This is a genomic window from Telluria sp. ZB4P36, assembly GCF_059685865.1.
In genome coordinates this window covers 77039-104023 of record NZ_JCASIE010000011.1, presented here as the reverse complement: position 1 = coordinate 104023, position 26985 = coordinate 77039, and the positions used below count along the sequence as shown (strand labels likewise).

At 63.1% G+C, this 26985-nt stretch carries 30 protein-coding genes and 1 tRNA gene; 19 read left to right on the top strand and 12 right to left on the bottom strand.

Annotated elements, in window-relative coordinates:
• On the bottom strand, positions 1 to 471 hold the full coding sequence (locus tag AC56LK_RS15390; protein WP_497185447.1) for a YmfL family putative regulatory protein: 471 nt from the start codon (positions 469 to 471) through the stop codon (positions 1 to 3).
• 532 nt (positions 472 to 1003) lie between these two features.
• Here AC56LK_RS15390 and AC56LK_RS15385 point away from each other — a divergent pair.
• From AC56LK_RS15385 to AC56LK_RS15295, 19 genes are all read left to right on the top strand, one after another.
• Positions 1004 to 1768, top strand: coding sequence for an XRE family transcriptional regulator (locus tag AC56LK_RS15385; RefSeq protein ID WP_497185365.1), 765 nt, complete (start codon positions 1004 to 1006; stop codon positions 1766 to 1768).
• Positions 1768 to 2058, top strand: a complete 291-nt coding sequence (locus AC56LK_RS15380) for a hypothetical protein (RefSeq protein ID WP_497185364.1) — start codon at positions 1768 to 1770, stop codon at positions 2056 to 2058. Before AC56LK_RS15385 ends, AC56LK_RS15380 begins: the two co-directional genes overlap by 1 nt.
• A 92-nt stretch (positions 2059 to 2150) precedes the next feature.
• Complete coding sequence (locus AC56LK_RS15375; RefSeq protein ID WP_497185363.1) at positions 2151 to 2852, top strand: hypothetical protein; 702 nt, start codon at positions 2151 to 2153, stop codon at positions 2850 to 2852.
• Positions 2853 to 2971: 119 nt separating this feature from the next.
• The gene (locus tag AC56LK_RS15370; protein WP_497185362.1) at positions 2972 to 3124 is read left to right on the top strand and encodes a hypothetical protein; all 153 of its coding nucleotides are present in this window, start codon (positions 2972 to 2974) and stop codon (positions 3122 to 3124) included.
• Positions 3124 to 3747 carry a hypothetical protein gene (locus AC56LK_RS15365; RefSeq protein ID WP_497185361.1) on the top strand — a complete coding sequence of 208 codons (624 nt, stop codon included), beginning with the start codon at positions 3124 to 3126 and terminating at the stop codon, positions 3745 to 3747. The genes AC56LK_RS15370 and AC56LK_RS15365 overlap by 1 nt, the downstream gene beginning before the upstream one ends.
• 95 nt (positions 3748 to 3842) lie before the next feature.
• Positions 3843 to 4028 carry a hypothetical protein gene (locus AC56LK_RS15360; protein WP_497185360.1) on the top strand — a complete coding sequence of 62 codons (186 nt, stop codon included), beginning with the start codon at positions 3843 to 3845 and terminating at the stop codon, positions 4026 to 4028.
• Between the two features lie 2 nt (positions 4029 to 4030).
• Entirely contained in the window at positions 4031 to 4882 is an 852-nt protein-coding gene (locus tag AC56LK_RS15355; RefSeq protein ID WP_497185359.1) for a ParB/RepB/Spo0J family partition protein, read from the top strand.
• Positions 4883 to 4905: 23 nt separating this feature from the next.
• Positions 4906 to 5103 carry a hypothetical protein gene (locus AC56LK_RS15350; RefSeq protein ID WP_497185358.1) on the top strand — a complete coding sequence of 66 codons (198 nt, stop codon included), beginning with the start codon at positions 4906 to 4908 and terminating at the stop codon, positions 5101 to 5103.
• On the top strand, positions 5100 to 5444 hold the full coding sequence (locus AC56LK_RS15345; RefSeq protein WP_497185357.1) for a YfdP family phage-associated protein: 345 nt from the start codon (positions 5100 to 5102) through the stop codon (positions 5442 to 5444). The genes AC56LK_RS15350 and AC56LK_RS15345 overlap by 4 nt, the downstream gene beginning before the upstream one ends.
• On the top strand, positions 5444 to 6337 hold the full coding sequence (locus tag AC56LK_RS15340; protein ID WP_497185356.1) for a DUF2303 family protein: 894 nt from the start codon (positions 5444 to 5446) through the stop codon (positions 6335 to 6337). The genes AC56LK_RS15345 and AC56LK_RS15340 overlap by 1 nt, the downstream gene beginning before the upstream one ends.
• A gap of 12 nt (positions 6338 to 6349) precedes the next feature.
• Positions 6350 to 6769, top strand: coding sequence for a hypothetical protein (locus AC56LK_RS15335; protein ID WP_497185355.1), 420 nt, complete (start codon positions 6350 to 6352; stop codon positions 6767 to 6769).
• Entirely contained in the window at positions 6766 to 6984 is a 219-nt protein-coding gene (locus AC56LK_RS15330) for a DUF551 domain-containing protein (protein WP_497185354.1), read from the top strand. Before AC56LK_RS15335 ends, AC56LK_RS15330 begins: the two co-directional genes overlap by 4 nt.
• 178 nt (positions 6985 to 7162) lie before the next feature.
• A complete protein-coding gene (locus AC56LK_RS15325; protein WP_497185353.1) occupies positions 7163 to 8086 on the top strand; it encodes a DNA cytosine methyltransferase in 924 nt (307 codons plus the stop codon).
• A complete protein-coding gene (locus AC56LK_RS15320; protein WP_497185352.1) occupies positions 8083 to 8337 on the top strand; it encodes a hypothetical protein in 255 nt (84 codons plus the stop codon). Before AC56LK_RS15325 ends, AC56LK_RS15320 begins: the two co-directional genes overlap by 4 nt.
• On the top strand, positions 8334 to 8741 hold the full coding sequence (locus AC56LK_RS15315) for a DUF7352 domain-containing protein (RefSeq protein WP_497185351.1): 408 nt from the start codon (positions 8334 to 8336) through the stop codon (positions 8739 to 8741). Before AC56LK_RS15320 ends, AC56LK_RS15315 begins: the two co-directional genes overlap by 4 nt.
• Before the next feature lie 130 nt (positions 8742 to 8871).
• Positions 8872 to 9174, top strand: coding sequence for a hypothetical protein (locus AC56LK_RS15310; protein WP_497185350.1), 303 nt, complete (start codon positions 8872 to 8874; stop codon positions 9172 to 9174).
• Positions 9171 to 9752, top strand: coding sequence for a hypothetical protein (locus AC56LK_RS15305; protein WP_497185349.1), 582 nt, complete (start codon positions 9171 to 9173; stop codon positions 9750 to 9752). Before AC56LK_RS15310 ends, AC56LK_RS15305 begins: the two co-directional genes overlap by 4 nt.
• Positions 9753 to 9767: 15 nt before the next feature.
• Positions 9768 to 9989 (top strand): DUF4224 domain-containing protein, encoded by a 222-nt coding sequence (locus AC56LK_RS15300; protein WP_497185348.1) that lies wholly within the window; start codon positions 9768 to 9770, stop codon positions 9987 to 9989.
• Positions 9967 to 11004 carry a tyrosine-type recombinase/integrase gene (locus tag AC56LK_RS15295; RefSeq protein ID WP_497185347.1) on the top strand — a complete coding sequence of 346 codons (1038 nt, stop codon included), beginning with the start codon at positions 9967 to 9969 and terminating at the stop codon, positions 11002 to 11004. Before AC56LK_RS15300 ends, AC56LK_RS15295 begins: the two co-directional genes overlap by 23 nt.
• Here the strand turns inward: AC56LK_RS15295 and AC56LK_RS15290 are convergent, their stop codons facing one another.
• From AC56LK_RS15290 to AC56LK_RS15240, 11 genes are all read right to left on the bottom strand, one after another.
• Entirely contained in the window at positions 11005 to 11718 is a 714-nt protein-coding gene (locus AC56LK_RS15290; protein ID WP_497185346.1) for a hypothetical protein, read from the bottom strand. It abuts the gene before it with no gap.
• Positions 11715 to 13013 (bottom strand): hypothetical protein, encoded by a 1299-nt coding sequence (locus AC56LK_RS15285; RefSeq protein ID WP_497185345.1) that lies wholly within the window; start codon positions 13011 to 13013, stop codon positions 11715 to 11717. The genes AC56LK_RS15290 and AC56LK_RS15285 overlap by 4 nt, the downstream gene beginning before the upstream one ends.
• 194 nt (positions 13014 to 13207) lie before the next feature.
• Positions 13208 to 13281 (bottom strand) — tRNA-Gly (locus tag AC56LK_RS15280).
• 66 nt (positions 13282 to 13347) lie between these two features.
• Entirely contained in the window at positions 13348 to 14370 is a 1023-nt protein-coding gene (locus AC56LK_RS15275) for a TraB/GumN family protein (RefSeq protein ID WP_497185344.1), read from the bottom strand.
• Positions 14371 to 14465: 95 nt separating this feature from the next.
• Positions 14466 to 16496, bottom strand: coding sequence for a methyl-accepting chemotaxis protein (locus AC56LK_RS15270; RefSeq protein ID WP_497185343.1), 2031 nt, complete (start codon positions 16494 to 16496; stop codon positions 14466 to 14468).
• A 16-nt stretch (positions 16497 to 16512) separates the two neighbouring features.
• Positions 16513 to 17298, bottom strand: coding sequence for a TorF family putative porin (locus AC56LK_RS15265; protein ID WP_497185342.1), 786 nt, complete (start codon positions 17296 to 17298; stop codon positions 16513 to 16515).
• A gap of 159 nt (positions 17299 to 17457) precedes the next feature.
• Positions 17458 to 18912: a UdgX family uracil-DNA binding protein gene (locus tag AC56LK_RS15260; RefSeq protein WP_497185341.1), complete on the bottom strand. Its 1455-nt coding sequence runs from the start codon at positions 18910 to 18912 to the stop codon at positions 17458 to 17460.
• Positions 18909 to 20138 carry a putative DNA modification/repair radical SAM protein gene (locus AC56LK_RS15255; RefSeq protein WP_497185340.1) on the bottom strand — a complete coding sequence of 410 codons (1230 nt, stop codon included), beginning with the start codon at positions 20136 to 20138 and terminating at the stop codon, positions 18909 to 18911. The genes AC56LK_RS15260 and AC56LK_RS15255 overlap by 4 nt, the downstream gene beginning before the upstream one ends.
• Positions 20139 to 20278: 140 nt before the next feature.
• Positions 20279 to 23044 (bottom strand): M16 family metallopeptidase, encoded by a 2766-nt coding sequence (locus AC56LK_RS15250; RefSeq protein ID WP_497185339.1) that lies wholly within the window; start codon positions 23042 to 23044, stop codon positions 20279 to 20281.
• Positions 23045 to 23213: 169 nt separating this feature from the next.
• The gene (locus tag AC56LK_RS15245; RefSeq protein WP_497185338.1) at positions 23214 to 24758 is read right to left on the bottom strand and encodes an SEL1-like repeat protein; all 1545 of its coding nucleotides are present in this window, start codon (positions 24756 to 24758) and stop codon (positions 23214 to 23216) included.
• A 12-nt stretch (positions 24759 to 24770) separates the two neighbouring features.
• On the bottom strand, positions 24771 to 26984 hold the full coding sequence (locus tag AC56LK_RS15240; protein WP_497185446.1) for a putative bifunctional diguanylate cyclase/phosphodiesterase: 2214 nt from the start codon (positions 26982 to 26984) through the stop codon (positions 24771 to 24773).
• Position 26985 lies beyond the last annotated feature (1 nt).

Genomic DNA, 26985 nt, shown 5'->3' with positions numbered 1-26985 from the left:
TCAACGGCCATTGCGCGATGCTCCCTGCTCGCCGGCGACAGACGGCCGGCAGTAGATCTGAAACATGAGTGCCATCAGTTCGCCGACGATCTTGTGCATCCGCTGTCCGATGTCCTCAAGGTCGGTGCGTTCGCGCGCATCGATCTCGTCGTCCTTCACTGCCGCGGTGTAGGTCGCCGAAAGGACTCCCAGCTCGGAATACAGCTCGTGGAATTTGGCATGCAGCTCTTCGCCAGAAACGCCCTCCGCTGGCGGGAGCTCGAGGAACACACCGCCAGAAGCAGCGGCCACGGCCTGGGCGAAGTGCGAAGTCCCGGCATACGCCTGGATCAGCATCGCGGTGTCGACGCGCATGCCCTGCCCTTTCACTTCATACACGCGGGCCTCGAGCTGCGACTTCGTCATACCGAGCGTCGCTGCAGTGCCGTTCCAGCCGTGCACCTTGATCATGTCTTGGTAGGCGGTCAACATTTCCACGGTCTTTCCTTCCGTTCCTTGGGTATTGCATTCGGAGCTAGCGCGATAGCATTTCTTCATCGAACTAATTCCACCAATCATTTAATTTCCTATGAGCAATTCTCAACGCGCACGAAAGTCACGTTTGCTGCTGAAGCTCCGACTGGAGCGCAAACGAATTGCAACGGTTCTTCAGGTGACCTTGTTTGTTCGTACGGGTCGACTGCTTACCCTGTCGGCCAGGAAGGTCGGTGGCCGTATTGTTTGGTCTTACGGATTGGACGAAGCAGCTGCTTCGATCCCTTCTTTATCAGTGACGCGCCGTTTTGGCCCTTCACAGTGCTGAACATGGAGCCTTACAATCGCCGTCGCCGTTGTGCTCAGACACCGCGCCTGACCGTTGAGAATGCGGTTGACCGTAGGTTGAGAGGTCTTAAGCTCAGCCGCTAACCGCGTCTCGCTCCAGGCGGTAGCCGCTTTGATTTCCCTGAGAAGGGTTGAAGGGTCTTTGTCCATAAGTAGGCAGTCTATACGCGAATGAATAGAAATGCAAACGCAAATGAATAGCTTGTTGTGTGCGCCCTATACGCGCACGTATAGTCGCGAGATGTCTATAGCAAACAGGCTCGATCAAGCAATGCAATCTGCGGGAATCCTCTCGCAGAGCGCTCTCGCGCGTGCATCTGGCGTGCCTCAGCCAACGATAAATCGAATTTTGAAAGGTACCGGCAAGCGGGGGCCGGAGACGAACACGATTAGCGCGCTAGCACAAGCCTGTAACGTCTCGGCCCAGTGGCTGACGGACGGGACCGGTCCAATGCAGCGCGCTCCTGCCGAAGATCCGCCAGAAGGAGAAGTCGTTCGACTGTCGGTCGATGATGCAAGCCAGGATTTTGTTGGAGTCCGTATGGTCTCGCGATTCATCCATGCGGGCCTTGATGGGCATGGTGGGGACGTCGAGTACGAAGATCATATTGTTCTCAGCCTTCCAGTCAAATGGGTCGCTGAGAAGCGCCTCAATGCATCTCGACTGGTTGCCATTCGCGTGACGGGAGACAGCATGTATCCTACCCTAAGGAAAGGCAACGTTGTCATTGTGAATACAGCCGACAACGACCCCAGGTCGCTTGTCGATGGAATGCTATACGCTGTCAACCACAACGATAGGCCAGTAGTAAAGCGACTTGAATATGTTGGAGGCCGCTGGCTCCTTGCTTCCGACAATCAACTGCCGGAATATCGAAGCCGTCCGGTGGACGAAACTACGGAAATCATCGGTCGGGTAGTACGCATGGAGATGGACTTCATCTGATGAAGATTCAAGTTGCAGAGGTTACGCCTTTCGGCTCGCCGGTCTTAGTGGCCATTGTTCCGTCTGAACACACTAACCCGTCCCACGGTGCTGGCATGCTTCGTCAGATTCAGCCCTACTACCCCACTCATCCCATTATGCTGGTCTCGGTCGAAGGCAACGGCTTTCGCGCGTACGCGACCTTCGAGACTCACATGCTGCTCGCTCTGATTCAGCTGGAGCATCTCGAAGTGACTGAGCTTGACCTGTCTGTGCCTCCACCGGAGGTCGTAGACGAACTTCCTTTCTAGCAACAATCTGTGAGCTTTCGCGCCAGATTTCGCATTAGACTCGAGGTGCGAATCGGCACGCTTAGATGCCGTCCACTAGGGATCGAAACTTTATGTCAATGTTCTTCGCCCGAAGCGCTATTCTCATAGCGGCAAGCTGCCTCCTCGCCGGATGCCAGAAACAAGAAACTCCAACAGCTATTTCCAACGAGAAGCCCGCTGCCGCGCCGACTGTTTCCAACGCTTCTCTCCGTACCACACCACCGAAGGTACACAATGGACCATTCGGCCTAGCGAGCGGCATGCCTGTAACCGAGGTCACGAGCCTTGGCTTCAAGCCAGTTGACGGCCACCCGGGCATCTTTACAGGGTCGGCGCCGAAACCCATGGAAGGGGTAAGCGAATACATTGTGCTTGCGACGGCAGAGACCGGCGTGTGCCGCATAAATGCCCGGGCTAATGTGCCGGTTGTGAATGGAGCTGGCGACCAGGTCAAAGATAAAGTAGACCAGCTAGCTGATGTTATGGCAGTGAAGTACGGTAAGCATTCCGCTAAGGAGTCCTACATTGGCCAAGACGTCTACCGTCGAAATCCACAGTATTGGATGATGGGGCTTAAAGAGGATTCGGTCTTATACGGCTATCTCTGGGAAGCTGGGAAAACGGCACAGCCTCTACCTGCAGATATGAAAGCAATCGAGATCACCGCCGGAGCGTCTTCAACGGATACTGCCTGGGCATCAATCCAATACACCTTCACCAACTTTGACGCCTGCTTGAAAGAAAACCAGAAGCTCAAGGCGGCTAACCTCTAGCGTCCAATCGCGCGCTGAGCCTGCAACGGGCTCATTCCTTTCGCAACAAATTATCCATTCGCGTATTGCAAATTCTATTCATTCGTGTATAGTTCACCCATCAACTCGATGGAGATGCGATGCGAACCTTCCAAATCACTGTCCGCACTGGCGGCAAGCCCCACGTCTACCCTGCCCTTGCCGCGTCGGCCGCCCAGGCCGCCGAAGACGCTGCTGAGCGCTTCGCTGACGTCCCTTGCGGCATCACCGTCACCAGCAGCGAGGTGCGCTGATGCTTTATCCCTCCGTCAGCCGAGACCACAACGGCTTTTATATCGCCGGGCAACAGATCGGTGTGCGACTGCATCCGTCCGCCGAGGGAACGATCAGCGTTGACCTGCTTGGGCTACCAGCAAGTACCGGATTCGACAGAGCCTGCCGCCTGCTCGGCGATGGAGCCCAGTATTTCGCGCCATCGGAGATCAAGGTCGGCGACACGCGCATCGAGTGCTACGCCGTTGACAAGCTCGTGCCAGCTCTGCGCAGTGGGTTCGCCCTTGACCTTGAGCCGGGCATGGCGCAGCTGCTTCGCGCGAGTCTGGAGAAGCTTGCGGGGATAGCCGAAGCATCTAAAGCGATCGCTGACGTGTTCAGCGCTAAGCTGCCGCCCCCGATCTATCACATGTATGACTCGATCACATCGGTGGTCCGGCGCATTGCCCTGGATGGCTGGGAGGCCAAGCACTCCGTCGCCTATGAACGCGAACATGGCATTTGGTCCAGGGAGCTGGAGTTCATGGCCCAGTTCGACGAGTCCGAAGTGGCGCAGAAATTGTGTGACCTTGCCGAGCGCGAGCGGCCTGACGGCCGTAGCGCCCCGCACAGGCCGGAGAGCGATCTCGCAATGGAGGCATGACATGACCTTCTTCGCCGCCTACCGCTACTACCGCTTCACAGGCCTGCGCCGCTTCGAGGCGATCCGCCGGGCCTACAAGCTCCGCATGTACTGACATGCTCCGCATCGCTCCAGACCGCGCCGCTCTCGAAGTGGCGCACATGAGGCTCCGAACTGACGCCGACCTGGACGAAATGCTCAAGCACCCTGCCCTCAAATTGATTTTGGAGGCCGTAGCACGCCGGCATATGCAGCGCCGCGCGTGCGTCGACGTGAAGAAGCTGCAGGCCAACGACAAATAACTATGGCATACGCAAACATGATGGCCTCACTGAAGGCCGCAGCCGAGGACAAGAACAATCCGGCCGTATCGAAGACAACTCAATTTGCGATCGATCCGCGCGCCTTGGAAGTCGAAGAAGGCTTCAATGCCCGCCCGCTGAACGCCGATCACGTGGCCGAAATGTCGCTGGCTCTGCGCAACGGCGCGACCTTCCCGCCGCTGGACGTGCGCGTGGATGACAACCGGATCCTGATCGTGGACGGCCATCACCGCCACGCCGCGGCGCTCGATGCGATCGCCAAGGGCTTCGAAATCAAGGCCTTGGACTGCCGCCAGTTCCGCGGGAACGATGCAGACCGCGTCGCCCACATGCTCAACAGCGCGTCCGGCCTGGCGCTCACGCCGCTGCAGCTCGGCGTCCAGTATCGCAAGCTGATTGGCTTCGGCTGGACCGAGAAGCAAATCGCCGACCGCCGCGGCAAGTCCGGCCAGCACGTGAAGGACATGATCCAGCTGGCCGAGGCGAATAGCGACGTGCACCAGGCAGTGAACGCTGGCCAGATCTCGGGCACCGCCGCGCTCAACATTGTCAAGAAGCACGGCAGCAAAGCCGGCGCGGTCATCCGTGAAGGTCTGGAAGCCGCCCAGGCCGAAGGCAAGAGCAAGGTAACGCCGAAGGCACTTGCACGCGGTACCTCCAGCAAGGTCAGCGACAAGCAACTGCTCGCGTGGCTGCTGGCGAACAGCGTCGTCGAGGCCTGCGGCGTCATCACCCACACCCGCGATTTCAGCATCACTATTTCCGTCCCGGCGAGGGTCGGCGACACCAATGACCTGCGCGCCCTGCTGACGGCCGCTGCTGGTCGCAACTAAAACCTCAACCTGAAAGGACCAGCATGCAACAGAACACCATCGGTCCCGGCACCACTGTCAAGTTCGACAGCGAAGCCGGCCCACAAACCGGCACCGTCCACGAGATCAAGACGGACATCGGCAACGGCGCCAAGGTGGCCCTGGTGCGCGTGGAAGGCACCCTCGGTGGCCAGCCATGGCGTATTCCCGTCAACGAGCTGCAGCACGCGGAGGCCGCATGAGCGCCCAAGCATTCGCAGTCTTCCTGCAGGACCTGCGCGACGGCCGCGCCCATTCCGAACTTTCGGGCGGGCTGGCTGACCTGCTGGCCGCAGTCAAGGACACCGGCAAGGGTGGCACCCTGACCTTGCAACTGAAGGTCAAGCCAGGCGCGCGTGGCAAGGACGTGGATAAGGTGATCATCACCGACGTCGTCAAGGTCGACCTGCCGAAGCCAGAGCGCGGCGAGGACTTCTTCTGGGTTACCGACGACAACGAGCTCTCGCGCAAGCATCCCCGTCAGCAGTCCCTTGAACTCCGCGAAGCACCTGCGGCCCAGCCACTCCAACTGAAAGAAGCGTAATGAACGAATCGCAGAATACGGCCGTACCTGGCGTCGTCGCCGGCCAGCTGGCCCACGCAAGCCTGGCGCACGAACACCTGGACATGAACAAGTCGACGATCGAGCAGCTGGGCGCGCTAACCGTCGCCGCGGCCAACGTGCGCTCCGTAGGAGATGCGCATTTCCTCATCCTGCCGCCTGAATACAGGCATCACGATGTTACCAAGGCGATCGAGGGCGCACTGCCCGAACCGCATCGCAAGAGCGGCATCGTCGTCCTGGCCGATATCGCCAGCTTCCTGGAATTCGTTGCCGACCAGGCCAAGACCGAGAGCTGCTACATCTACGCCCATCCGGACACGCGCACGCTAACCGCCGTGCTGAACGACCACGGCCAAGGCAATGCCAACATCCCTGGCTGGCGCGACTTCCGTGTCAGCTACACCGCGGAGCTGAGCCGCGAATTCGCTGGCTGGCACAAGAACGACCGCAAGGTCATGGAGCAGGAAGAATTTGCCGTCTTCCTGGAAGACAACGTCGCCGACATCAGCGAGCCTGCGGGCGAGACCATGCTGCAGGTGGCACTGACCCTGCAGGCGAAGACCGAAGTGGCCTTCAGCTCGCACCGCCGCCTCGACAACGGCCAGGTGCAGCTGTCGTACACCGAGAACATCGACGCCCGTGCCGGCGCTGGCGACGTCATGATCCCGCGTGAATTCGCACTCGGCCTGCGCCTGTTCAAGGGCGGCGATGGCTATAAGGTCCGCGCGCGCCTGAAATACCGACTGGGCGCCGGCAAGGTGAAGTTCTGGTACGAGCTGGACCGCGTCGAGAACGCCATCGAAGACGCATTCGACGCCTACGTGGACAAGGCTCGCGAAAGCGGCTTCACCGTCCTCATCGGCCGCCCGTAAGCAGAGACCGCCATGCGCCGATTCCACCACCGCGCCGCGTTCCAGCCCAAGGCCAATGTGCCGATGGCGACGGAAAGCCGCGACCGGCTCGCGCTTGAACTGCGCATGGCGGGCGAGTCCCTGATCGCCTGTCCTTCGATCGATGCGTACAACACGCTCTCGAAGATGCTGGCGTCCCTGAACCGAGCCGGCCTGCAGGCAAACCTGCTTGACCCTGGCACGAAGATCCTGAACTCGATCTGCGATCGCTATGAGCAGTCGAGCAGCATCACAGTGGAGCCCGAGGAGGCGGAGGAACTCCGCCAGGCGCTCGCGAACATCGACGCAGCCCTGCACCGTCTGCCACTGCAGCGCCTGACGCGCGCCGTGGCTGAGGTCGAAGTCTTCTTCGCCGTTGACGTCGACAGCCCGGCACAAAAGGAAACGGAATGACGAATACCCAACTGGTGGGCAGCCCATGGGTCCCCGCCACCGACAAACTGCCCGATGACGACACACTTGTCCTTGTTGCCACTACCGAAGGCGAAGTCTGGCCAGCCTACCGCGATGGCGATATCTGGCGTTGGGGCGATGCCATGCCGGTAGCCGCCGAGTGCGTCACGCACTGGATGCACTTGCCGGCCGCACCGCTTAGGAGTGCAGCGTGAGCTGGGGCGGCCCAAGCCGGTTCAGCACCGACCGCTACCGCGAACAGACTGCGGCACGGCCACCAATCAGCCTCCGTCGCAAGCAGTGCGCCTGCGGGAAGATCGTCACAGCCAAGCAACTGGTCCAGCAAGGTGGCTGTGATGCGTGTGCGCGCCAGGCCGTGACTGAGAATGCAGCATGATGAAGGCAATCGACCTTTTTGCAGGCGCCGGAGGCTTCAGCACTGGCGCCAAGATGGCCGGCATCGACGTCGTGTGGGCGGCGAATCACTGGCCGGCCGCAGTGGAGATCCACGCACGCAACCACCCGGGGGCGGCGCACCTGTGCCAAGACCTCCAGCAGGCAAACTGGCAGGACGTGCCGGCGCATGACCTGCTTATGGCGTCGCCCTGCTGTCAGGGCCACAGCAAGGCCCGCGGCAAGGCCAACGGCAACCCGCAACACGACGCCAGCCGCTCGACCGCTTGGGCCGTCGTGTCGGCCGTCGAGTACCACCGCCCCGAGTTCGCCGTGATCGAAAACGTCCCCGAGTTCACCCGTTGGGCGCTCTACCCAGCTTGGTGCGCCGCCATGGACGCCCTCGGTTACGCGCTCACGCCGATGATCGTCGACGCGGCCGACCACGGCGCACCGCAGCACCGCGAGCGGCTGTTCATCGTCGCTGCCCGCGCCAAGCACCCGCTCATGATCCATCTCGAGAAGCGCGCGCACGTCGCCGCGCGCAGCATTATCGACTTTGGCACCGGCAACTGGCAGCCGATCGAGAAGCCAGGCCGCGCCGCGGCCACCCTCCGCCGGGTGCAAGCCGGGCGGCGCGCGCACGGCGATCGCTTCGTCATGCCGTACTACGGTGGCGGATCAGGCCTCACCGGCCGCTGCTTGGGCCGTCCGCTGGGCACGATCACCACCAGGGACCGCTGGGGAGTCGTTGACGGAGACCGCACCCGCATGCTGACCGCGCAAGAATGCCGCGCAGCGATGGGCTTCCCAGACGACTACATCCTGCCGGCCGCGCACCGCGACGCGGTGCACATGCTCGGGAACGCTGTCTGCCCGCCGGCTGCGCGCGACGTCATCACCGCGATGCTGGAGGCTGTATGACCGGCCCCGTACCGACCAATCAGGACACGCCGCTCGATCCGGGCGCGTATCGGCATCAGATGCTGCTGCTTAGGTCCGCGCACTGCGCGCGGCCGGTGCTGTACCAGGACCGTAACCGGTTTATCAACGGGCTGTCGCTCTACCAGAACGGTGGGCGAGTCTCGATGACGGTCTACCTAGCCGGCACGAAGGAAGGCATCGACAGCACCGAGATTCGAATCAAACCAGCAGCAGCTGAGGAAAGCAAATGAAAACGATTTGGAAGTATGAGCTTGAGGGATCCTGTTCGATCAAGATGCCGACTGGCGCCGAGGTGTTGTCAGTTCAGGTTCAGCGCGATGTGATCTGTCTCTGGGCGCTCGTAGACCCTGAAGCGGAGGGCGAGGCTCGCCGCTTCCTGATACACGGAACCGGCCATTCGGTTCCAGACGTACCACTGCGTTTTCTTGGAACGACGATGTTCGGACAAGGCGCTCTCGTGTTCCACGTGTTCGAGCTGCTCACCGATGGCTCGAGCAACCGGTCAACCGCGGCTCTCTCTGTTCGGGCAAACCAGTGCCCGCTGCTGAAACCGCAAGCTCCTTGCCTCGCACTTGACGGCGATCGGCAAGACACCCACCAGGTGGCCGCGCTCGCCAAGCCAGGAGAAGCCTGATGCGCCTGGCGTACATCACCCGCTCGCCGACCGCATGCGTGCGCTGCGGCCAGCCACACGGCGCCGAGCACTTGGCGGCATGTCCACTGAGAAGATTCACCGCCGGCACCGGCGAGAAAGGAACTGCGTGATGGAAGATCTTTTCGCAGACACCACCTTTGGTAGACTAGCTTTGCGAAAGCTGGCGCCGACCTCGCCGAACTTCCGCCTATACAGCGCGGGCTGGATGGGCGACGAAAACCAGCGTGACGTCATGGACGTGACCGGCGCTGAATTCCGCGAGGCCAAGCGAGGCCCACGCAAGGGCGAGCTGTGCATCGTTGTTCCGGGGACGAAGCGCACGGTCTACATCACCGCAGCCGAAATGGATGCATTCAGGGACGACAGACCTGCTGCCAAGGGTGCAGGCGATCAAACTGGTGGCAAGGCATGAGCGCCGTCAGCGAAGCGCTGATGCGGCGCATTGGCAAGATCAAGGCCCTGGCCGATCGCGGCGTCGACGGCGAACAAGCCGCCGCCCAGGCAATGCTCGAAAACATTCTGACGCGCCACAACCTCACCTTGGCCGACATTGAAGACACCGCACCTGTCCGCAACTGGGTCGAAGTGTCGTTCGTCGGCAAGCATGAGCGCACCCTTATGAGCCAGGTAATTCGCAAGGTGCGCCAGCACGCAGGCGATCTGTCTATCCGGCAGCGCAAGCGCGCGCGGTCGAGCTTCTACGTCGAGTTGTCTGCCGCCGAGCACGTGGAGGTTGAGTTCGTTTTCGAGCTGATGCGTAAGGCCCTAGCCGACGAGTTCGATAAGGTCTTGATGGCCTTTATCCACACGAACAAGTTGTTCGGCCCAGCGCGCGAGAGTGACGAAGACCAAGACGACAAGCCGGATACTCGCACGCATGAGGAACGTATGCGGCTCCGCCAGATCGCACACATGGCAATGGCGATGAGTCCGGTTGATGTGAGGAAGGCGCTCACCTCGAACGATAGACCAGCTGCCCATGGGCAGTAGGTCAGGATGAGCATAATGGACACGTTTTTGACAGCTGACGCAGTCGTGAGGCTGACCGGCCGCCGGCGAAAGTCAAAGCAGATCGAGGCGCTGCGCACGATGGGTTTGCCCTTCTGGGTCAACGCCATTGGTGAGCCAGTGATCGCGCTCGCTGCAGTGGAAGGGCGCAAGGAAGCGCCGCAAGAGAAAGTATGGGTCATGCCGAGGCGGAGCGATGGGAAGAAAAAACACTCGTAACCTGAACATGCCGCCGCACATGCATCCCCGGACGCAGCGCAGCGGCAAGGTCTACTACTACATGTACCAGAAGGGCCCGGATGGGAAGCGTAAAGAGATCGCCCTCGGCGACGACTACATCCTGGCCTTGAAGAAGTATGCGGAGCTGAACGTGATCGTGGCGCCGACCGCGGGCGCAACGTTCGCCGATCTTGAGAAGCGATACCTGGTCGACGTCGTACCGAAGCTGGCGGCCAGCTCGGCGCGCATGTACAAGTCGGACATCAAGCATTTGCTTGAGTCGTTCGCGGCCGCGCCGCTGAACCAGATCAAGCCAATGCACATCAAGAACTTCCTGGAAGACCATGCCGACAAGCCGACCACTGCGAACCGGTGCAAGCGCGTGTTTTCGACCATGTGGAACCACGCCCGCGGCTGGGGCTATACCGACCTGCCGAACCCTTGCGAGGGCATCCAAGGTTACCCGCTGAAGAAGCGGACGGTGTACATCAGCGACGTTGTCTACAAGGCTGTCTGGGCAAGCGCGAGCCCGCCGCTGCAGGACGCGATGGATTTGGCCTACCTGACCGGCCAGCGGCCGGCGGATGCGCTGAAGATGACCGCGCACGACATTGTCGACGGCCACCTGATCGTCACCCAGGAGAAGACCAAGCAGCCGTTGCGCATCAAGATCGTTGGCCAGCTGGCGGAGCTGCTCGAGCGCATCGAGGCGCGCAAGGCCGGCCACAAGGTGAAGACCGCCGCTCTACTGGTGAACATGCACGGCAAGCGTCTGACTGCGCCCGCGCTGCGATCACAGTTCGACAGGGCCCGGGCTGCGGCAAGCGAAGCTACGCCGACACTCGCCAAGAGCATTAAGGATTTCCGGTTTTACGACTTGCGCGCCAAGGCGGCGGATGACACGGCTGATGGCCGCGGTGAGGAAGCTGCTCGTGATCTACTCGGCCATGAGAGCGTTAAAACGACTCAGCGTCACTACCTGCGCAGAGGCAAAATAGTGACGCCGACAAAGTAACTAGGCACTAGGTTTAATGAAGAAGGCGATTCCCATTTGGATAGAAATATATCGGTCAACAAGGATCTGGATGATTCCTTCTCCGGCTGCGCACTTGTCAAGGTCCTCTCTGCTCAAGCAAAGGATGTAGGCACCCTTCATAGCGAAGAGCTGAAGTTTATGAGCAATATTCCCCCGACCGCCCTTGGTGATTGGTTTTTTCGAAATTAGCAAACCTACCTTCGCACCGTGCGTTCCAAGTAATGACTCCAGCTTCTGGACCCATTCAACAGAAACACCTTTATCATGAAATTTGCACTCACAAATGAAGTGCGTCCCCCACTCACGAAAAGCCGGAACTACCGCCGAACTTGGCCCTAGGGTCACAAGCACGTCAAGTTGATTTGTCGCCGTCGGGATGTCCTTCCTAGTGCCGAAACACGTAACGCCAGACAACAAAGTCGCAGCGATCTCTTCGAACAACTTACCCTTTTTCCCCGACTTGATCGTTTCGAAGGTCTTGCTGGTCATCCCAACATTGACAGTTTTGTCGTACTTTGTCGCGTCCACCGCGTCAACATCGGTCAGCAACTGCGCCAATTTGGCACGATCCACTTTGTCAAGTAATGACCATATGGCCGCGTCATCTACGCCATTATTCTTCGCCAGAAAATCCAGGACAAACGCTAAAGAAGAATCAGGAGAGGTGGTAGTGATGGATGGCATCCCCGTCATTTCTTCACCTCCGCCAACGTAAATCCCACTTCGATGTTGGCAGGGTTCGAGAGGTTGATCGTGTCACCATCCATAGTTTCGACTTGCTGCGGCAGCTCAGCGACTGAGAGAACCCAGTTGTTGGACGTGTCAATTAAGGCCGAGCTTGCCCTGATCCTAAAGAGCATGCGCATACGCCGCGAACGGACTTGCTCGAGCAAATGTTCCATCGCATCGTTTACGGGGGCACCAGCTCGTTGTGACACGTCGAGAACAGTAAGAACTTCTCCAGTCTTCAAGTTCTGCAAGCTACTTGCAATCTTTCTCATGTCGCGCGACCGATCAAGATCAGTAAACGCAACCATCGTTTTGATGATGTGATCCTGATTCTTTAAGGAACGATGCTCGACAGACTTCCAAGAGAACATCACTTCCGGTGTTTCACCGGTGTAGTCAATGCGGGTAAGCGCATTGAACTTCGACCATTTCAATGTGACGTTTTCCGCAGTCCAACTGTTCATTGCAGCAGTTGGGCTAGTGCCAGTTCCCTTTAATTGGAAAGCTGTTTTCAACAGGTCATTCAGGTCAGTTGCATCATCGGAGTCTCCTACATCTAGCGAAATGCGGCCTCCGCCAACGCGAGAAACATTCTTCTGATGAGAGACCTCATCGCCGTAGTTTTCGATTAACTCCTCAACAGGCTGCTTCAGTGGCAGCCCCTTTACTTCGACGTTCAACGCCCCGGCCAGGAAACCAGCACAGCTTGCAGCCACATCGCGGTATGAAATTCGATTCTTGTCGGAAGTGTATTTACTTTGCTCATACCCATTAAATCGAATTTCGACAACACCCAATTCAGGCTTGATAGCAATGACAACTGCATGCCTAAACGAAGAGGTCTCAAGCTTCATCCGCTCCACGCCGTCCGGGACGTAGTACGAGTTCGTGACAGGATGTGCAAGTCTTAACAACGGATAGTCGTTGGGGCAATCGCCTAAGTAGTGCAATTTAGTCTTATCGTCTACGCAGATGGGCGCAGCACTGTTGAGACTACTAATTGCTTGGCTCAATGCACGTCCGTCAGGCCGCTTTGCCAAAGCATAGAGATACATATGGCGGAAAGTCTGAGTGGCTTCCAGCTGAGAAATCAACTGCGCAAGCCCGCGATCTTCCACGTGCGGCGACAACGCCTCAACCAGCTCTTCCTTGGATCGAGGGATGGCCTCGGGCGATTGCGTAAACGCAAGATATAAATTCCGTAGACTGCCTGCGAGGAACTCAGTAAGAGGAGGAAGTCGGAGAGTGTCTGGTGTCATGATCGATGTGCCTGTAGCAACCACGTTATTTTAACTTCTGGTACTAAATGTTGCCATACATTCATGAGTACCAGCGCTTGAACGTGTGTAATCAAAGTATGGCACCGCGCTTGCTTGACGCCTTGCACAGTACGTTTTGTGGAGCGCTTGCGGATTTGTGGAGCGACGGCCAGCTAGTTTTTCTTGTTTTTCACTGGAGCGGGTGAAGGGAATCGAACCCTCGTCGTAAGCTTGGGAAGCTTCTGCTCTACCATTGAGCTACACCCGCGTTGCCAGCATTCTACGCGCGTTTGTCGCGCTTTGACAAATTTCCAGCCCCCGCAAAGGCAGAACGCTATTCCGGTTGCTCGACCGTATACCCCTTGGCGGCGAGCGCCGCCAGCATCCCCTTCGGATCCAGAATATCCCGCATCGGCAGCAGCGCGAAGGTCGATGCGTTCCGCTCCAGCGCACTCTCCGCCGCCGCCACCCACATGGCCTTCAGGCGCGGACGCACCGACTGGAAGGCCGGATCGTCGCGCACGGCGGCGCTGTTCAGGATCACGTCCCGGCAATTCTCTTCGTGATCGACGAAGTCGAGCTTGCGGATGCCGTCGATGTCGCCCTTGGACCAGGCATTGGCGCGCACCCGCATGGCATCGATGTCGGTTTCCAGCCGGGAGATCGTGGAATCCAGGCAGGCCACGTCCTCGACCGGCGACTTCTTGAAGTCCTTGATCATGCGCCGTGCGTTATCCATCGGCAGTTCGATCCTGGAGCGCGTCACCTTCAGCTTCTTGTCGTCGACGATCTTCTCGACCTGCTTGCGCACGCCGGTGCGCGTGGTCAGGCCGGCCTTGGCCAGCGCGGAACTGAACAGCTGGCCCGCCACGAAGACCGGGCGCTCGCGCTCATCGTTCTTGGGGAGGTACTTCTCTTTCATCGGCTGCCAGCGCGCATAGACGTCCGGCGGCAGCACCTCGCGCAGTGTTGCACCCTCGGGAATCTTGTTGATGCCGATGAGCGAGGGCAGCAGGAGTGCGCCCTTGAAGTAGCCGACCGAGGCACTCGCCACCGGCGGCGCCAGGTATTCCTGCGATCGGGCGATCACGGCTTCGACTTCGTGCGAGCGCCATTGCATCTTGACCGGCAGCGGAGAATAGTCGCCGAAGATCCACAGCACGTGATCGCCTTTCGACACCTTCCACATGCCGGGACCGGGCTTCTGGCCGACGACCAGGATCTGTTCGGTCGCCGCCGGCGCGGTGTCGGCGGAAACGGGGGCCGCAGGCGGCTCTGCCGGATCGGCCGTCTGGGCGTGGGCGGGTACCGCGCACAAGGCAAGGCACAGCGCAGGAACGATCGCGAGTTTGAGCATCAGGACATCCTTGTTGTTGATTGTCCGTCAAGCTTAACCCGCCAATATGGGCAGGCGCTTAGCGATGCCTTAAGCAGCGCGGCGCCTTCCGCACTTCATGCCGCCTGCATGGCCAGGCGCACTGGCGCCGCTTTACCAAGCTGAGGGCGGGCGGCCGGTTGCGCGCGGGTGTCGTCCTCGATCTTGAACTCGCCCACCAGCGCCACCAGGGTGGCTGCCTGCTGCTGCAGGCTTTCCGCCGCGGCCGCCGCTTCCTCGACCAGGGCCGCGTTCTGCTGGGTCACGCCGTCCATCTGCACGATGGCCTGGTTGACCTGGCCGATGCCGGTGCTCTGCTCCGCGCTGGCGGCGCTGATCTCGGCGACGATGTCGCTCACGCGGCGCACGCTGGATACCACTTCTTCCATCGTCTTGCCGGCGTCCTCGACCAGCATGGTCCCCACGCTGACCTTGTCGACCGAGTCGCCGATCAGGGCCTTGATCTCCTTGGCGGCGGCGGCGCTGCGCTGCGCCAGGTTGCGCACCTCGGTCGCCACCACGGCGAAGCCGCGGCCCTGCTCACCGGCGCGCGCCGCTTCGACGGCGGCGTTCAGCGCCAGGATGTTGGTCTGGAAGGCGATGCCGTCGATGACGCTGATGATGTCCACCACCTTCTTCGACGCGTCGCTGATCGAGGCCATGGTGTCGACCACCTGGGCCACGACTTCGCCGCCGCGCGTGGCGATCTCGCTGGCCGACCCGGCCAGCTGGTTGGCCTGGCGCGCATTGTCAGCGTTCTGCTTCACGGTACCGTTCAGTTCTTCCATCGACGCCGCGGTTTCCTCGAGCGCGCTGGCCTGCTGTTCGGTGCGCACCGACAGGTCGGCATTCCCCTGGCGGATCTCGCTGGATGCCGTCGCCACCGCTTCGGAGCTGCTGCGCACGCGTGCCAGCACGTCCTGGATCTTGGCCACGAAGGTGTTGAAGCCACGCGCGATCTCGGCCAGCTCGTCGTTGCCGCGCGCCTCGAGGCGTGCGCTCAGGTCGGCGTTGCCGCCTGCCAGGTCGGTCATGGCGTGGCTCAGGACGCGCAGCGGACGGGTCAGGCGGCGCAACACGCTCACCATCACGAAGGCGGCGATCACGGCGCAGACCACCGAGACCATCAGCGCGTAGCCGACCAGCGCGCGCGACGAAGCGGTGGCAACGCTTTCCGGGAAGGCGAGCGAGATGGACCAGGGCGCGATGTCCGGGTGGAAGCGCAAGGGCTGCAGCAGGTGGATCGTGCCGCCTTCGGCGTATTCGTAGGCTTTGCCCTGGCGAACCGCCTCGAGCGCGGCGGCGGGCAGGTCATTGGCCTTCTTGCCGTTGCGGGCGTGGTCGGCGTGGCTCGCGTACAGGCCGCCATTCGACACCAGCGCCAGCGTGCCGCCTTCGACGCGCTGCATCCCGGCCAGCATCTTGCCCAGGCCGACCAGCATGAAGTCGGCGGTAGTCACGCCCATGAACCGGCCGCCGACGACGATCGGCGTCGCCAGCGAGGCGATCAGCTCGTCCTTGCCGTTGATCGGATACATGTAGGGCTCGGTGAAATGCGACTTGCGCGTGGCCTTCGGCACGTCATACCAGTCGTTGCCGCCCGGGGTGTTGGTGAAGACGATCGGCGCCGCGTCGACGCTGCCGTTGGCGTTGCGCGACCAGTAGGGCATGAAACGGCCGGTGGCATCGTATTCGGGCGATTTGCCGGCGTACTCGGCATCCTTGCCATCGAAGGCATCCGGTTCGAAGGTCACGGCCGCGCCGACGAAGTCTTCGCTCCCCAGCAGGAAGGACTTGACCATGCCGTTCACCTGTTCGCGCGCCAGCGGCAGCTCGGTGCCGCGCACGGCTTCCATCGAGGTCGACATGACCTGTACCCTGGACAGGCCGGCGCCGATGCGTCCCTGCAGCGAGGCCGCGGCTTCGCGCGCGGCGGTGCGCGCCTGCGCCATCGCCGCTTCCTGCGACGAGGTGCTGCTCTCGATGCCGATGAAGGTCGAGGTGGCGCCGAGGCTGAGCACCACCAGCGCGGTGGCGGTGGCGCAGATCTTGGCGGTGAGCGAAAGGGTCAGGCCGCGCATGCGGCGCGGCTGCTTCGTATCGAGCATGGGGTCTCCGTCGTTATCAGAAAGTGCGTGCCAGGCTCACGGCGAGCGTGCCCTTGGCGGGATTGGAAATGGCGACGCTGCCGTCTGCGCGCGGCACGCCGGTGGTGTAGCGGTCGTAGGCATCGGTGGCGCCCCAGGCGCGGGTCCAGGCGGCGGCGGCGGTCCAGCCGCCGTCGAAGACCTTGGTGATGCCGAGCTTGGCGTCGCGCCAGTCCCAGATAGCGTTGCCGGCGCCCGCCACGCGGCCGTCACCCAGGTGCAGGTTGAGCGTGTAGCCGCCACCCAGGTCATGGTTGGCGCCGATGTCCAGGTAGCCGGTGCCGCGCGCGTCCGTGATGCCGAAGAAATCGCGCGACACCGTGCGGTAGTACTTCGCATACAGGGAGCCGAAGCTCAGGCCGGGCACCAGTTCGGTGTAGTCGTATTTGGTGCCGGTGGCGCCGATGCGGGCGCCCGGATAGCGGTAATGCATCGCCGTCAGGCTGTAGCCGACCGGCCCGACCGTGCCGGCGTAGCCGCCGTACAGGTCCCATTCGGCGCGGCCGCCCTCGATGAAGCGGTCGCTGACGGTCGAGGCCCAGGTGCCGAACGACCAGCCGCTCGGATGGACGACATCGAGGCCTGCCTGCAGCGCGGGTTTGCCCCAGGTCTGGCGCATCCCGCGCGAGACGTATTGGGACGCCGCGGTAAGGGTGGTGGTAACGGTGGCAGCCGGGGCGGCTTCCTGGCCGCCGGCCTGGACGGTGGGCATGGCCAGCAGCAGCAGGGAAGCCGGCAGCAGCCGGCGAAGGGATGAAATCATGATGTCTCGTAGGTCCGTCGGAAGGCAGGAGGCCAAGAATTAATTCCGTACGGAAATATTACGAGACAAATGTGAATATTCACGCGATTGTGAAGTGTTCGATAACGAGATTTTTACTTCCGTGCGTCCTTGGCGCAACACTCAGCAATTCCGGCGATATCAGTCCGGTTCGGGCAGGTCGGGGCGCTCCAGCAGCTCGTGCGCCAGCTTCAGGCCCGTCACCATCACCGAGAAGGCTTCCTGCTTGGCCGCTTCGTCCGGCACCCGCAGCACGTAGGAGGGGTGGTAGATGGTCACCACCCAGCAGCCGTCGTGGCGGATCGGCTTGCCCAGGGTGTCCTTGAGCTTGACGGTGGCCTTGCGCATCACGGACTTGAGCGCGGTCGCGCCCATGGCCACAATCACCTTCGGCTTGACCGCGGCCAGCTCTTTCTCGAGCCAGTAGTGACAAGCCTCGATCTCGCGCTGGACCGGGGTCTTGTGCAGGCGGCGCTTGCCGCGCGGCTCCCACTTGAAGTGCTTGACCGCATTGGTGAGGTAGATGGTCTTGCGGTCGACTTCGGCCTGGGCGAACACGCGGTCGAGCAGCTTGCCGGCCGGCCCGACGAAGGGTTGGCCCGCCAGGTCTTCCTGGTCGCCCGGCTGTTCACCGACGACCATGATCTGCGCCCGCTTTGCACCTTCGCCGCCGACCGCCTGGGTGGCGTATTGCCACAGCTCGCAGCGCCGGCACTCGTCCAGCTTGGAGGGCTGCTCGCGGTCCGGCTGCGCGGCGTCGGCGCTGATCGGGATGGTGGCGCCGCTGCGCCGTCCCACCGCCTGCACCTGGCCGATCTTGCGCGCCCCGAGTTCGGCCTGGCTCACCAGCGAAGGCACGATCGCGCCTTCCGGCAGGTTCTTCCAGAAGCGCGAGGGGATGTGGCTCTGCATCAGCTGGGCGTTGACCCTGGCCGGATTGAAGATGCTGCGGTAATAGGTGAGCCAGAGCGCTTCGCCGGCGTCGTCGAGGTCGGCGGCGCTCGACATCAGGGGGCCGGTGTTGTGCAGGGTCTGGCCGTCCCACAGCACGCTGGCCTCGGGCGTGGCGATCATCCAGCTGAGCTTGCCCATGCGGGCGACGAAATGTTCGGCCACCTGGGGCAGTACGTCGTGGCGCGGCTCGAACCAGGCGACGAAGCGCGGCGGGCCGGCATCGGCCGGGCGCTCGCGGAATCGGATATAGGCATGCATGTCGTGCTCCTCGCGGCGCACCGCCTTGACCATGCCGTGCAGGCGGCTGCCGTCCGGGTCGGCGGGCGACTGCACGTCGTGCTCGCCCTGCGTCCAGCGCCACAGCACGCGGTAGAGAAAAGCCCAACGGTCGGGCGCACGGAAGCAAGCGGCTTGCTGCAGTATCTCGAGCAAGGAACGTGGCACATGCGGCGGCAGATGCGCTGCTTGTGTTGTGATGCCGGCATTATGCTGCCGCTCGTCCTCCGTCGGCGCACCCGAGAACAGGTCGCCACCCTCGGGCGCCCCCCAGTTGACCGCTTCGGGCGGCACGCCGGCGCGCAACAAGTCGCGCGCGGCCGTGCGCCATTCTCCGAAGTCCGCCACCTGTGGCGCCTGGATCATGCGGCCTGCAATTCCGGCCACAGGTTCATCTGCTCGGGCGCGTCGGCCAGGTGGCGCCGCAGGAGGTGGGAACTGGCCGCGCCCTGCACCGGCTTGTAGTCGGCCGTGACGATGAAGGGCGCCAGCTTCTTCATGCTGCAGCGCAGGCGCGACAGGTCTTCCCAGCGGATGCGCCGGAGGCGGCGCAGCTCCACGATGCGTTTCGCGTTGCGGATGCCGATGCCCGGCACGCGCGCGATCATGGTTTCGTCGGCGCGGTTCAGGTCGAGCGGGAAGTGCTCGCGGTTGCTGAGCGCCCAGCCCAGCTTGGGGTCGACGTCGAGCGCCAGGTTGCCGGCGTCGGGCACCAGCTCGCCGGCCGTGAAGCCGTAGCCGCGCAGCAGGAAGTCGGCCTGGTAGAGGCGGTGCTCGCGCAGCAGCGGCGGCGGCGCCGCCGGCACGCTTTTCGGGCTTTGCGGGATCGGGCTGAAGGCCGAGTAGTACACCCGTTTCAGCTTATAGCTGCCGTACAGGGTCTCGGCCGTGTTGAGGATGGTGTGGTCGTCGCTGGCGTCGGCGCCGACGATCATCTGCGTGCTCTGGCCGGCCGGCGCGAAGCTGGGCGACTTCGGCTCCTCGGCCTTTTCGTCGAGCTTGCGCCGGATCGAGCCCATCGCCAGCTTGATGGTGTGGACGCTTTTCTCGGGCGCGAGGCGGGTCACGCTGTCGTGGGTGGGCAGCTCGATGTTGACCGACAGGCGGTCGGCCCAGCGCCCCGCTTCTTCGATGAGCAGCGGGTCGGCGTCCGGAATGGTCTTGAGGTGGATGTAGCCGCGGAAGCCGTGCACTTCGCGCAGCTGGCGCGCCACGGCCACCAGCTGCTCCATGGTGTAGTCGGCCGACTGGATGATGCCCGAGCTCAGAAACAGGCCGTCGATGTAGTTGCGGACATAGAAATCGTGGGTGAGCTTGACCACCTCCTCGACCGAGAAGCGGGCGCGCGGCACGTTGGAGGTGCGGCGGTTGATGCAGTACTGGCAGTCGTAGATGCAGAAGTTGGTGAGCAAAATCTTCAACAGCGAGACGCAGCGGCCGTCCGGCGTATAGCTGTGGCAGATGCCCATGCCCGTGGTGGCGCCGAAGCCGTCCTTGTCCTCGGACGAACGCTTCGGCGCACCGCTGCTGGCGCAGGACGCATCGTATTTCGCGGCATCGGCCAGGATTTCCAGTTTGTCCTTGAGTTCCATCGCACGCCCCGAACTGTATGGGCATACAGTATACTATCGCGCGCGTATGCACAGGGCCGTTTGCACGGTTCAAAGCCGGGACGAGATGTAAAAAAGCCCGGTCACCGGACCGGGCTTTCCAAGACAACAAGCTCAGTGGATCAACGCAGCGGCTTGCCGTCCGCATCCACCACCGTCACCTCGCCCCAACCGAGCGAGCGCACGCCTGCCTCGATCTTGCGCAGGTCGCCGATCACCATCCACACCACCTCGTCCGGCTTGATGAACTTGGACGACGCGGCCGCCAGCTGTTGCGGGGTCAGTTCGCGCACGTTCGACGCGTACTTGCTCCAGTAGTCGTCGGCCAGGCCCAGGTTCACGGTCTCCAGGCCGGCCGATTCGAGGGCGGCGAGGGTGGAATAGCGGCCCGGCAGGCGCGAGGTCATGCTGCGCATGATGCTCTCGTACTCGGTACCCACCAGCGGACGCTCGCCCGCCACGCCGCGCAGTTCCTTCTGCACTTCACGCATCGCTTCGATTGTCTTGTCGGTCTGCACCGGCGCGATGATGTAGAACGGGCGCTGGCCGCGCACTTCCGTCAGGCGTGCCTGGGTGCCGTAGCTCCAGTGCTTGTCGAGGCGCAGGTTGCGGTTCAGGCGCGAGGTCGCCATGCCGCCGAAGTTCACCATCACCGGTTCTATCGCCAGGTCTTCCGGCTGGCCATAGGCATGCGAGACGTGGGTCGCGACGATGGTCGACTGCGGCGCATCCGGCTTGTCCACCAGGATCAGGCGCTTGCCCTGGGTCGCCGGCACGGTCGTCATCTTCTTGCTCGGTGCCGTGCCCTGCTGCCACTTGCCGAAGCTCGCTTCCAGCGCCGGCAGCAGCTTGTCCATGCTGGTATCGCCGGCGACGACGATGGTGGCGCTGCCCGGCTTGAACCAGGTGGCGTGCCATGCCATCAGGTCGTCGCGGGTCAGGCTTTGCACGCTGCCCTCGAAGCCGGAAGCCGGCTTGCCGTAGGCGTGGTCCGCGCCGTACAGCACCGAGGGCACCAGGCGCAGGGCCAGGCTGTTCGGCTGGGCCTTTTCCTGGGCGATGCCGGCGATGCGGCGGCTCTTCGACAGGGCGAACTGGTCTTGCGGGAAGCTTGGTGCCAGCGCGGCTTCGGCCATCAGGGCCAGCGAGGGCGCCAGGTTGGCGGAGGTGGCCTGCAGGCGCACCAGCGACTGGTCCTGGCCGGTACCGGTGCTCAGGCGCGCGCCGAGGTTTTCCAGCGCGTCCGACAGGGCGAAGGCGTCGCGCGTCTTGGTGCCCTTGTCCAGCAGGTCGAGCGCCAGCGAGGCGGCGCCGGCCTTGGCGGCGGTGTCCGAGGCCGCGCCGGCATCGACCGCCAGCGAGACGTTGACGATCGGGGCCGAGTGGCGTTCCAGCAGCACGACCTTCAGGCCGTTCTTCAGCTGGGCGCGCTGCAGCGCCGGGAATTTCACGTCGGGCGCTTCACCCAGGCCAGGCAGCTTCTTGCGGTCCAGGGTGGACTTGGCTGCGGCCAGCTTGGCCGAGGGACGCACCGTCATGGTGTAGTGGTTGGCGCGCAGCCAGCGGTTGGCGGCCGTCTTCACGTCGGCCGGGCTGCTGGTGGCGAAGAGCTCGAGGCGGTCGAGGTAGGCGTCCGGTTTGCCGCCGTAGGTCTGGCTTTCGGCCAGCACGTCGTTGCGGCCGCCCATGCCGCCCACGCGCTCCAGGCTGCGGGCGAAATCGGCCAGGTCACGGGTCTTCACGCGCTTGAGTTCAGCCTCGGTCGGGCCCTTCTCAAGCAGCTCGGCGACCACGCGCTCCATCTCGCGTTCCACTTCCATCGGGTCGACGCCCGGCTTGACGGTGACCGACAGGTTGAAGGTGCCGCCCAGTTCCGCATCGTTCACATAGGCCGAGACGCCGGTGGCCATGCCTTTTTCGTACACCAGGCGCTTGTCCAGGCGTGCGTTCTTCGATCCGGCCAGCACGCCGGCCAGCAGGTTCAGGCGCTGGGTGTCGGCATCCTTCCACGACGAGGTGTGCCAGCTGCGGTAGATGCGCACCTGCGGCACGTGGTCTTCCATCTCGTCGCGGATGTTGCGGTCCAGCTGGGGGATCCACTTCTCGGTGCGCGGCAGCGGCGGGCCCGGCGGGATCGCGCCGAAGTACTTGTTCACCAGCTCATAGGCGCGTTCCGGCGTGATGTCGCCGGCCAGCGAGATCACCGCGTTGTTCGGGCCGTAGTAGGTGCGGTACCACTCCTTGATGTCGTCCAGCGAGGCGGCCTGCAGGTCTTCCATGTAGCCGATGGTCGACCACGAATACGGGTGCGAGTACGGGTACATCTTGGCCGAGATTTCCATGCGCACGCGGCCATACGGCTGGTTCTCGCCCTGGCGCTTCTCGTTCTGCACCACGCCGCGCTCGCGCTCCAGCATCTCCTTCGAGATGTAGTTGCCGAGGAAGCCCATGCGGTCCGATTCCAGGAACAGGGTGCGCTCGAGCGCCGACACCGGCACGTCTTCGAAGAAGTTGGTGCGGTCGGTGTTGGTGGTGCCGTTGCGGTTGTTCGCGCCGAGGTCGTCCATCGCCTCGCGGAAGCCGTGCGGGTAGTTCTCGGAACCGTTGAAGAAGAAGTGCTCGAACAGGTGGGCGAAGCCGGTCTTGCCGCGCTTCTCGTTGCGCGAACCGACGTGGTACCACATGTTCACGCCCACCACCGGCACGCTGTGGTCGGTGTGGACCAGCAGGGTCAGGCCGTTGGGCAGCACGAATTTCTTGTGCTCGATGCTGTAGGCCTTGCGGTCAAAAACGGTCGACTTGGCGGAGGTGGCCGGTGCTGCGGCGTGGGTAGGCAGCGCTGCTGCGGCTGCGAGACCGAGCAGGAGAGGTAGAGCGAGTTTTTTCATGGGCGTCTCGTGGACAGGTTGTTGTATGTATGCGTCCCGTCGAATCACGCGCTGGTTGAACGCGCGGTCGGCAGTCATTCAGGCCAGTGGCCTGAATGACAAACGACCACCCTACAGGAATCGCTGAGCTGACGCCAGAAAATTTGGATACATACAGGCGCTTGCGCGCTCAGGCGAAGCCCTGCGCCTGCGCCAGCAAGTGCGGCTCCATGCGCGCCGAGATTTTCTTCAGGTAGCCCGACGCCGCCGCCACGCCGGCGCCGCCGGCGCGCTGCAGCCACCCATAGGCCTCGACCAGGTCGCGCTGCACGCCCTGCCCCGCCGAATACATCACGCCGAGGTTGAACTGCGCCCGCGCATGACCCTGGCGCGCGGCGCACAGGTACCAGAAGTGGGCCGCTTCGTAATCGCGCTCGATGCCCTTGCCGCAGTCGTGGCGCAGGCCGAGCTCGAACTGTGCCAGCGCGTGGCCCTGGTCGGCGGCCTTGTGGAACCAGTCGGTGGCTTCGCGCGGATCGGCGTGTTCGGCGCGGTCCAGCAGCGCGCCCACCATGTACTGGGCCGGTGCGTAATCCTGGTGGGCGGCGCGGCGGTACCACTCGAGCGCCTGGGCGTCGTCGCGCGCCACGCCCACGCCTGCCTCGAAGCGCAGGCCGAGGTCGAACTGGGCACGCAGGTGGCCCTGCTCGGCCGCCTGGCGGTACCAGCGCGCCGCCTGTTCGGGATCGCTAGGGACGCCGTTGCCGGCGTCGAACAGCTGGCCGAGGTGGTACTGCGCCGACGGCATGCCTTGCTCGGCCGCCTGGCGGTACCAGTGCGCGGCCTGGGCCGGATTGCGATCGACGCCCTGGCCGTGCTCGTAGCGCACGCCGAGGTTGTCCTGGGCGCCGGCGTGGCCCTGTTCGGCCGCGCGGCGGTACCAGTGCAGGGCCAGCGCTTCGTCGCGCGGCACGCCGTGGCCGCTGTCGTGGATGAGGGCGAGGTTGAACTGCGAGCTGGCATGCCCCTGTTCGGCGGCGCGCCCGTACCACAGGATGGCACGCTCGCTGTCCTGGCCGACGTCCTGTCCCTTGTCGTAGCGCAGGCCGAGGTTGAACTGGGCCGGCGCGTAGCCCTGCTCGGCGGCCTTGCGGAACCAGTCGACTGCCTGGGCGCCGCTGCTGCGCAGCGCAATGCTGAACTGCGAGCGTGCATAACCCTGCTCGGCGGCGCGGCGGTACCACGCGGTCGCCGCATCCTGGTCCTGCGGCACGCCCTTGCCGGTCTCGTACATCATGCCGAGGTTGTGCTGCGCCCCCGGCTCGCCCTGGTCGGCGGCCTGGCTGAACCAGTGCAGCGCCTGCTGCACGTCGTTCGGCACGCCCTGGCCCTTGGCAAACAGCCAGCCCAGGTTGTACTGCGCCGGCGCGTAGCCCTGGCTTGCGGCGCGGCGGTACCAATAGGCGGCCTGGCCGTAGTCCTGGGCCACGCCCTGCCCCTTCTGGTACATCACGCCGAGGTTGTACTGGGCCAGTTCGAGGTCGGCGCTGGCCGCCATGCGGTACCAGGCGACTGCCAGCTCGTAGTTCTGCGCCACGCCCTGGCCGCTGGCGTACATGAAGCCCAGGCTGTGCTGGGCGGTCGGCACGCCGCGCTCGGCCATCCCTTTGACGCGCAGGAACTCGGCGCTGTAACGGCCTTCCGTATCGCTGGCTGGTGCCGGGATGTCGAGCATGGCCTGTTCCGGTCAGGCCTGGATTGCGCGCAGGCCGAACAGCGTCGGCTGGGTGCGCAGCGACTTCATGAATTCACCCAGCGGGATCGGGCGGTAGTACAGGTAGCCCTGCATGGTCATGCAGCCGTTCGAGCGCAGGTAGCGCGCCTGCTCTTCGGTCTCGACGCCTTCCGCGATCAGGTTCAGCCCCAGGCCGCGCGCGATCGAGATGATCGCCAGGATCACCGGATAGTGGCCGCCCTCTTCGTGGATTTCCTTCACGAAGGACTGGTCGATCTTGACCGTGTGGATCGGGAAGCGGTGCAGGTAGGACAACGACGAATAGCCGGTGCCGAAGTCGTCGATCGCCACCGACACCCCGAGCTGGCACAGCTTGTTCAGCTGTTCGATCGCGTACTGCGGATTGCGGATGCAGATGTTCTCGGTGATCTCGACTTCGATCTGGCCCGGCGCGATCCCGTAGCGCACCAGCGCATTGCGCATCTTCTCGAAGAAATCGCCGCGGTCGAGGTATTGCGGCGACAGGTTGAGCGACAGGCGCACGTGGTCGGTGCCCGAGGCATTCCATTGCAGCATGTCGCGGCACAGCGCGCCGATCATCCAGTCCGAGATCGGCAGCATCAGGCCGTTCTCTTCGGCGAAGGGCAGGAACTCGCCGGCCGACAGCAGGCCGCGGGTCGGGTGGTTCCAGCGCATCAGCGCCTCGGCGCCGACGATGCGGCCGGTCAGGGCGTCGATCTGCGGCTGGTAGTACATCTCCAGCTCGTCCTGCTCGAGCGCGCGGCGCAGGGCCTGCTCGAGGGCGATCTTCTGGTGCGAGATGTCCAGCATCGACGTATGGTAGAAGCTGTGGCCGTTCTTTCCCTGGGCCTTGACCTGGTACATGGCGATGTCGGCATGGCGCAGCAGCTCGTCGATCGATTCGCCGTCGGTCGGGTAGATCGCGATGCCGATCGAGGCCGAGATGTGCACCTCGTGGCCGTCGAGGTCGAACGGCTCCTGCAGGGTCTCGAGGAACTTGTCGGCGACCATGCGCGCATCGTCGCGGTCACGCAGTTCCGGCAGCACGATGGTGAATTCGTCGCCGCCCTGGCGCGCCAGGGTATCGCCCTTGCGCAGGCAGCCCTTCAGGCGGGTGGCGGCCTGCTGCAGCAGCTCGTCGCCCTTCACGTGGCCGAGGGTGTCGTTGACCAGCTTGAAGCGGTCCAGGTCGATGAACATCACCGCCAGCTCGGTCTTCTTGCGCTTGGCCTGGATCACCGCCAGCCCCAGGCGATCCTTGAACAGGATGCGGTTCGGCAGGTCGGTCAGGATGTCGTGGTAGGCCTGGTAGGAGATGACTTCTTCGGCGCGCTTGCGGTCAGTGATGTCGCGCGCCACCCCGTAGGTGCCGAAGAACTCGAGCTTCTTCACTTCCTGGTCGGGCACGTGCATGCCGATCGCGTTCAGCGAGATCGTCATCAGGGTGGTGTTGAAGGTGCGGTCGTTGCCGCTGCCGGTGCCGTTCCGGCACTTCAGGCGCAGCTCGACGTTGCGCGAGGCGCGTTCGTCGACGCGGCGCTCGTTGAAGACGTAGCGCGCGCGCTCCAGGTCTTCTTCGTGCACCAGCACGGAATAATGCTTGCCGAGCAGTTCGTCGCGCGAGTAGCCGAGCAGCTGGTAGGCGCGGTCGTTCACGAAAGTGAAGCGGCCTTCGTGGTTCAGGGTGTAGATGATGTCCGGCGAGGAGTCCACCAGGTAGCGGTACATCTTCTCGGAGGCGTCCAGCTGGTTGGCCATGCGCTGGTTCTCGAGCGCCAGGCGGCGGCCCTTGAGCGCGTTGGCGACCGTGGCCAGCAGCTCTTCGCGGGCATAGGGCTTGCGCAGGTAGTCGTAGGCGCCGCGCTTGAGCGCGCCGATCGCCGCGTCGATGCCGACCTCGCCGCTCATCACGATCACGTCGGCGTCGATGCCCTTCTGGTTGATGAAGTCCATGATCTCGTGGCCGCCGATGTCGGGCAGGCGCAGGTCGAGCAGGACCAGGTCGAAGCGCAGGCGCGACAGGTGGGCCAGGGCCTCGCTGCCGGAAGACGCGGTGGTCAGCTGGTAACCGCGGTCGCGCAGCAGCTCGTACAGCGACGAGAGCAGGCGCGGCTCGTCGTCGACCAGCAGCAGGCGCGGCTGGCTGTCGGTGTCGAGCGACGGGCTGTAGGCAGCCGGCTCGAACATTGCGTTGTGCGCGTTCATC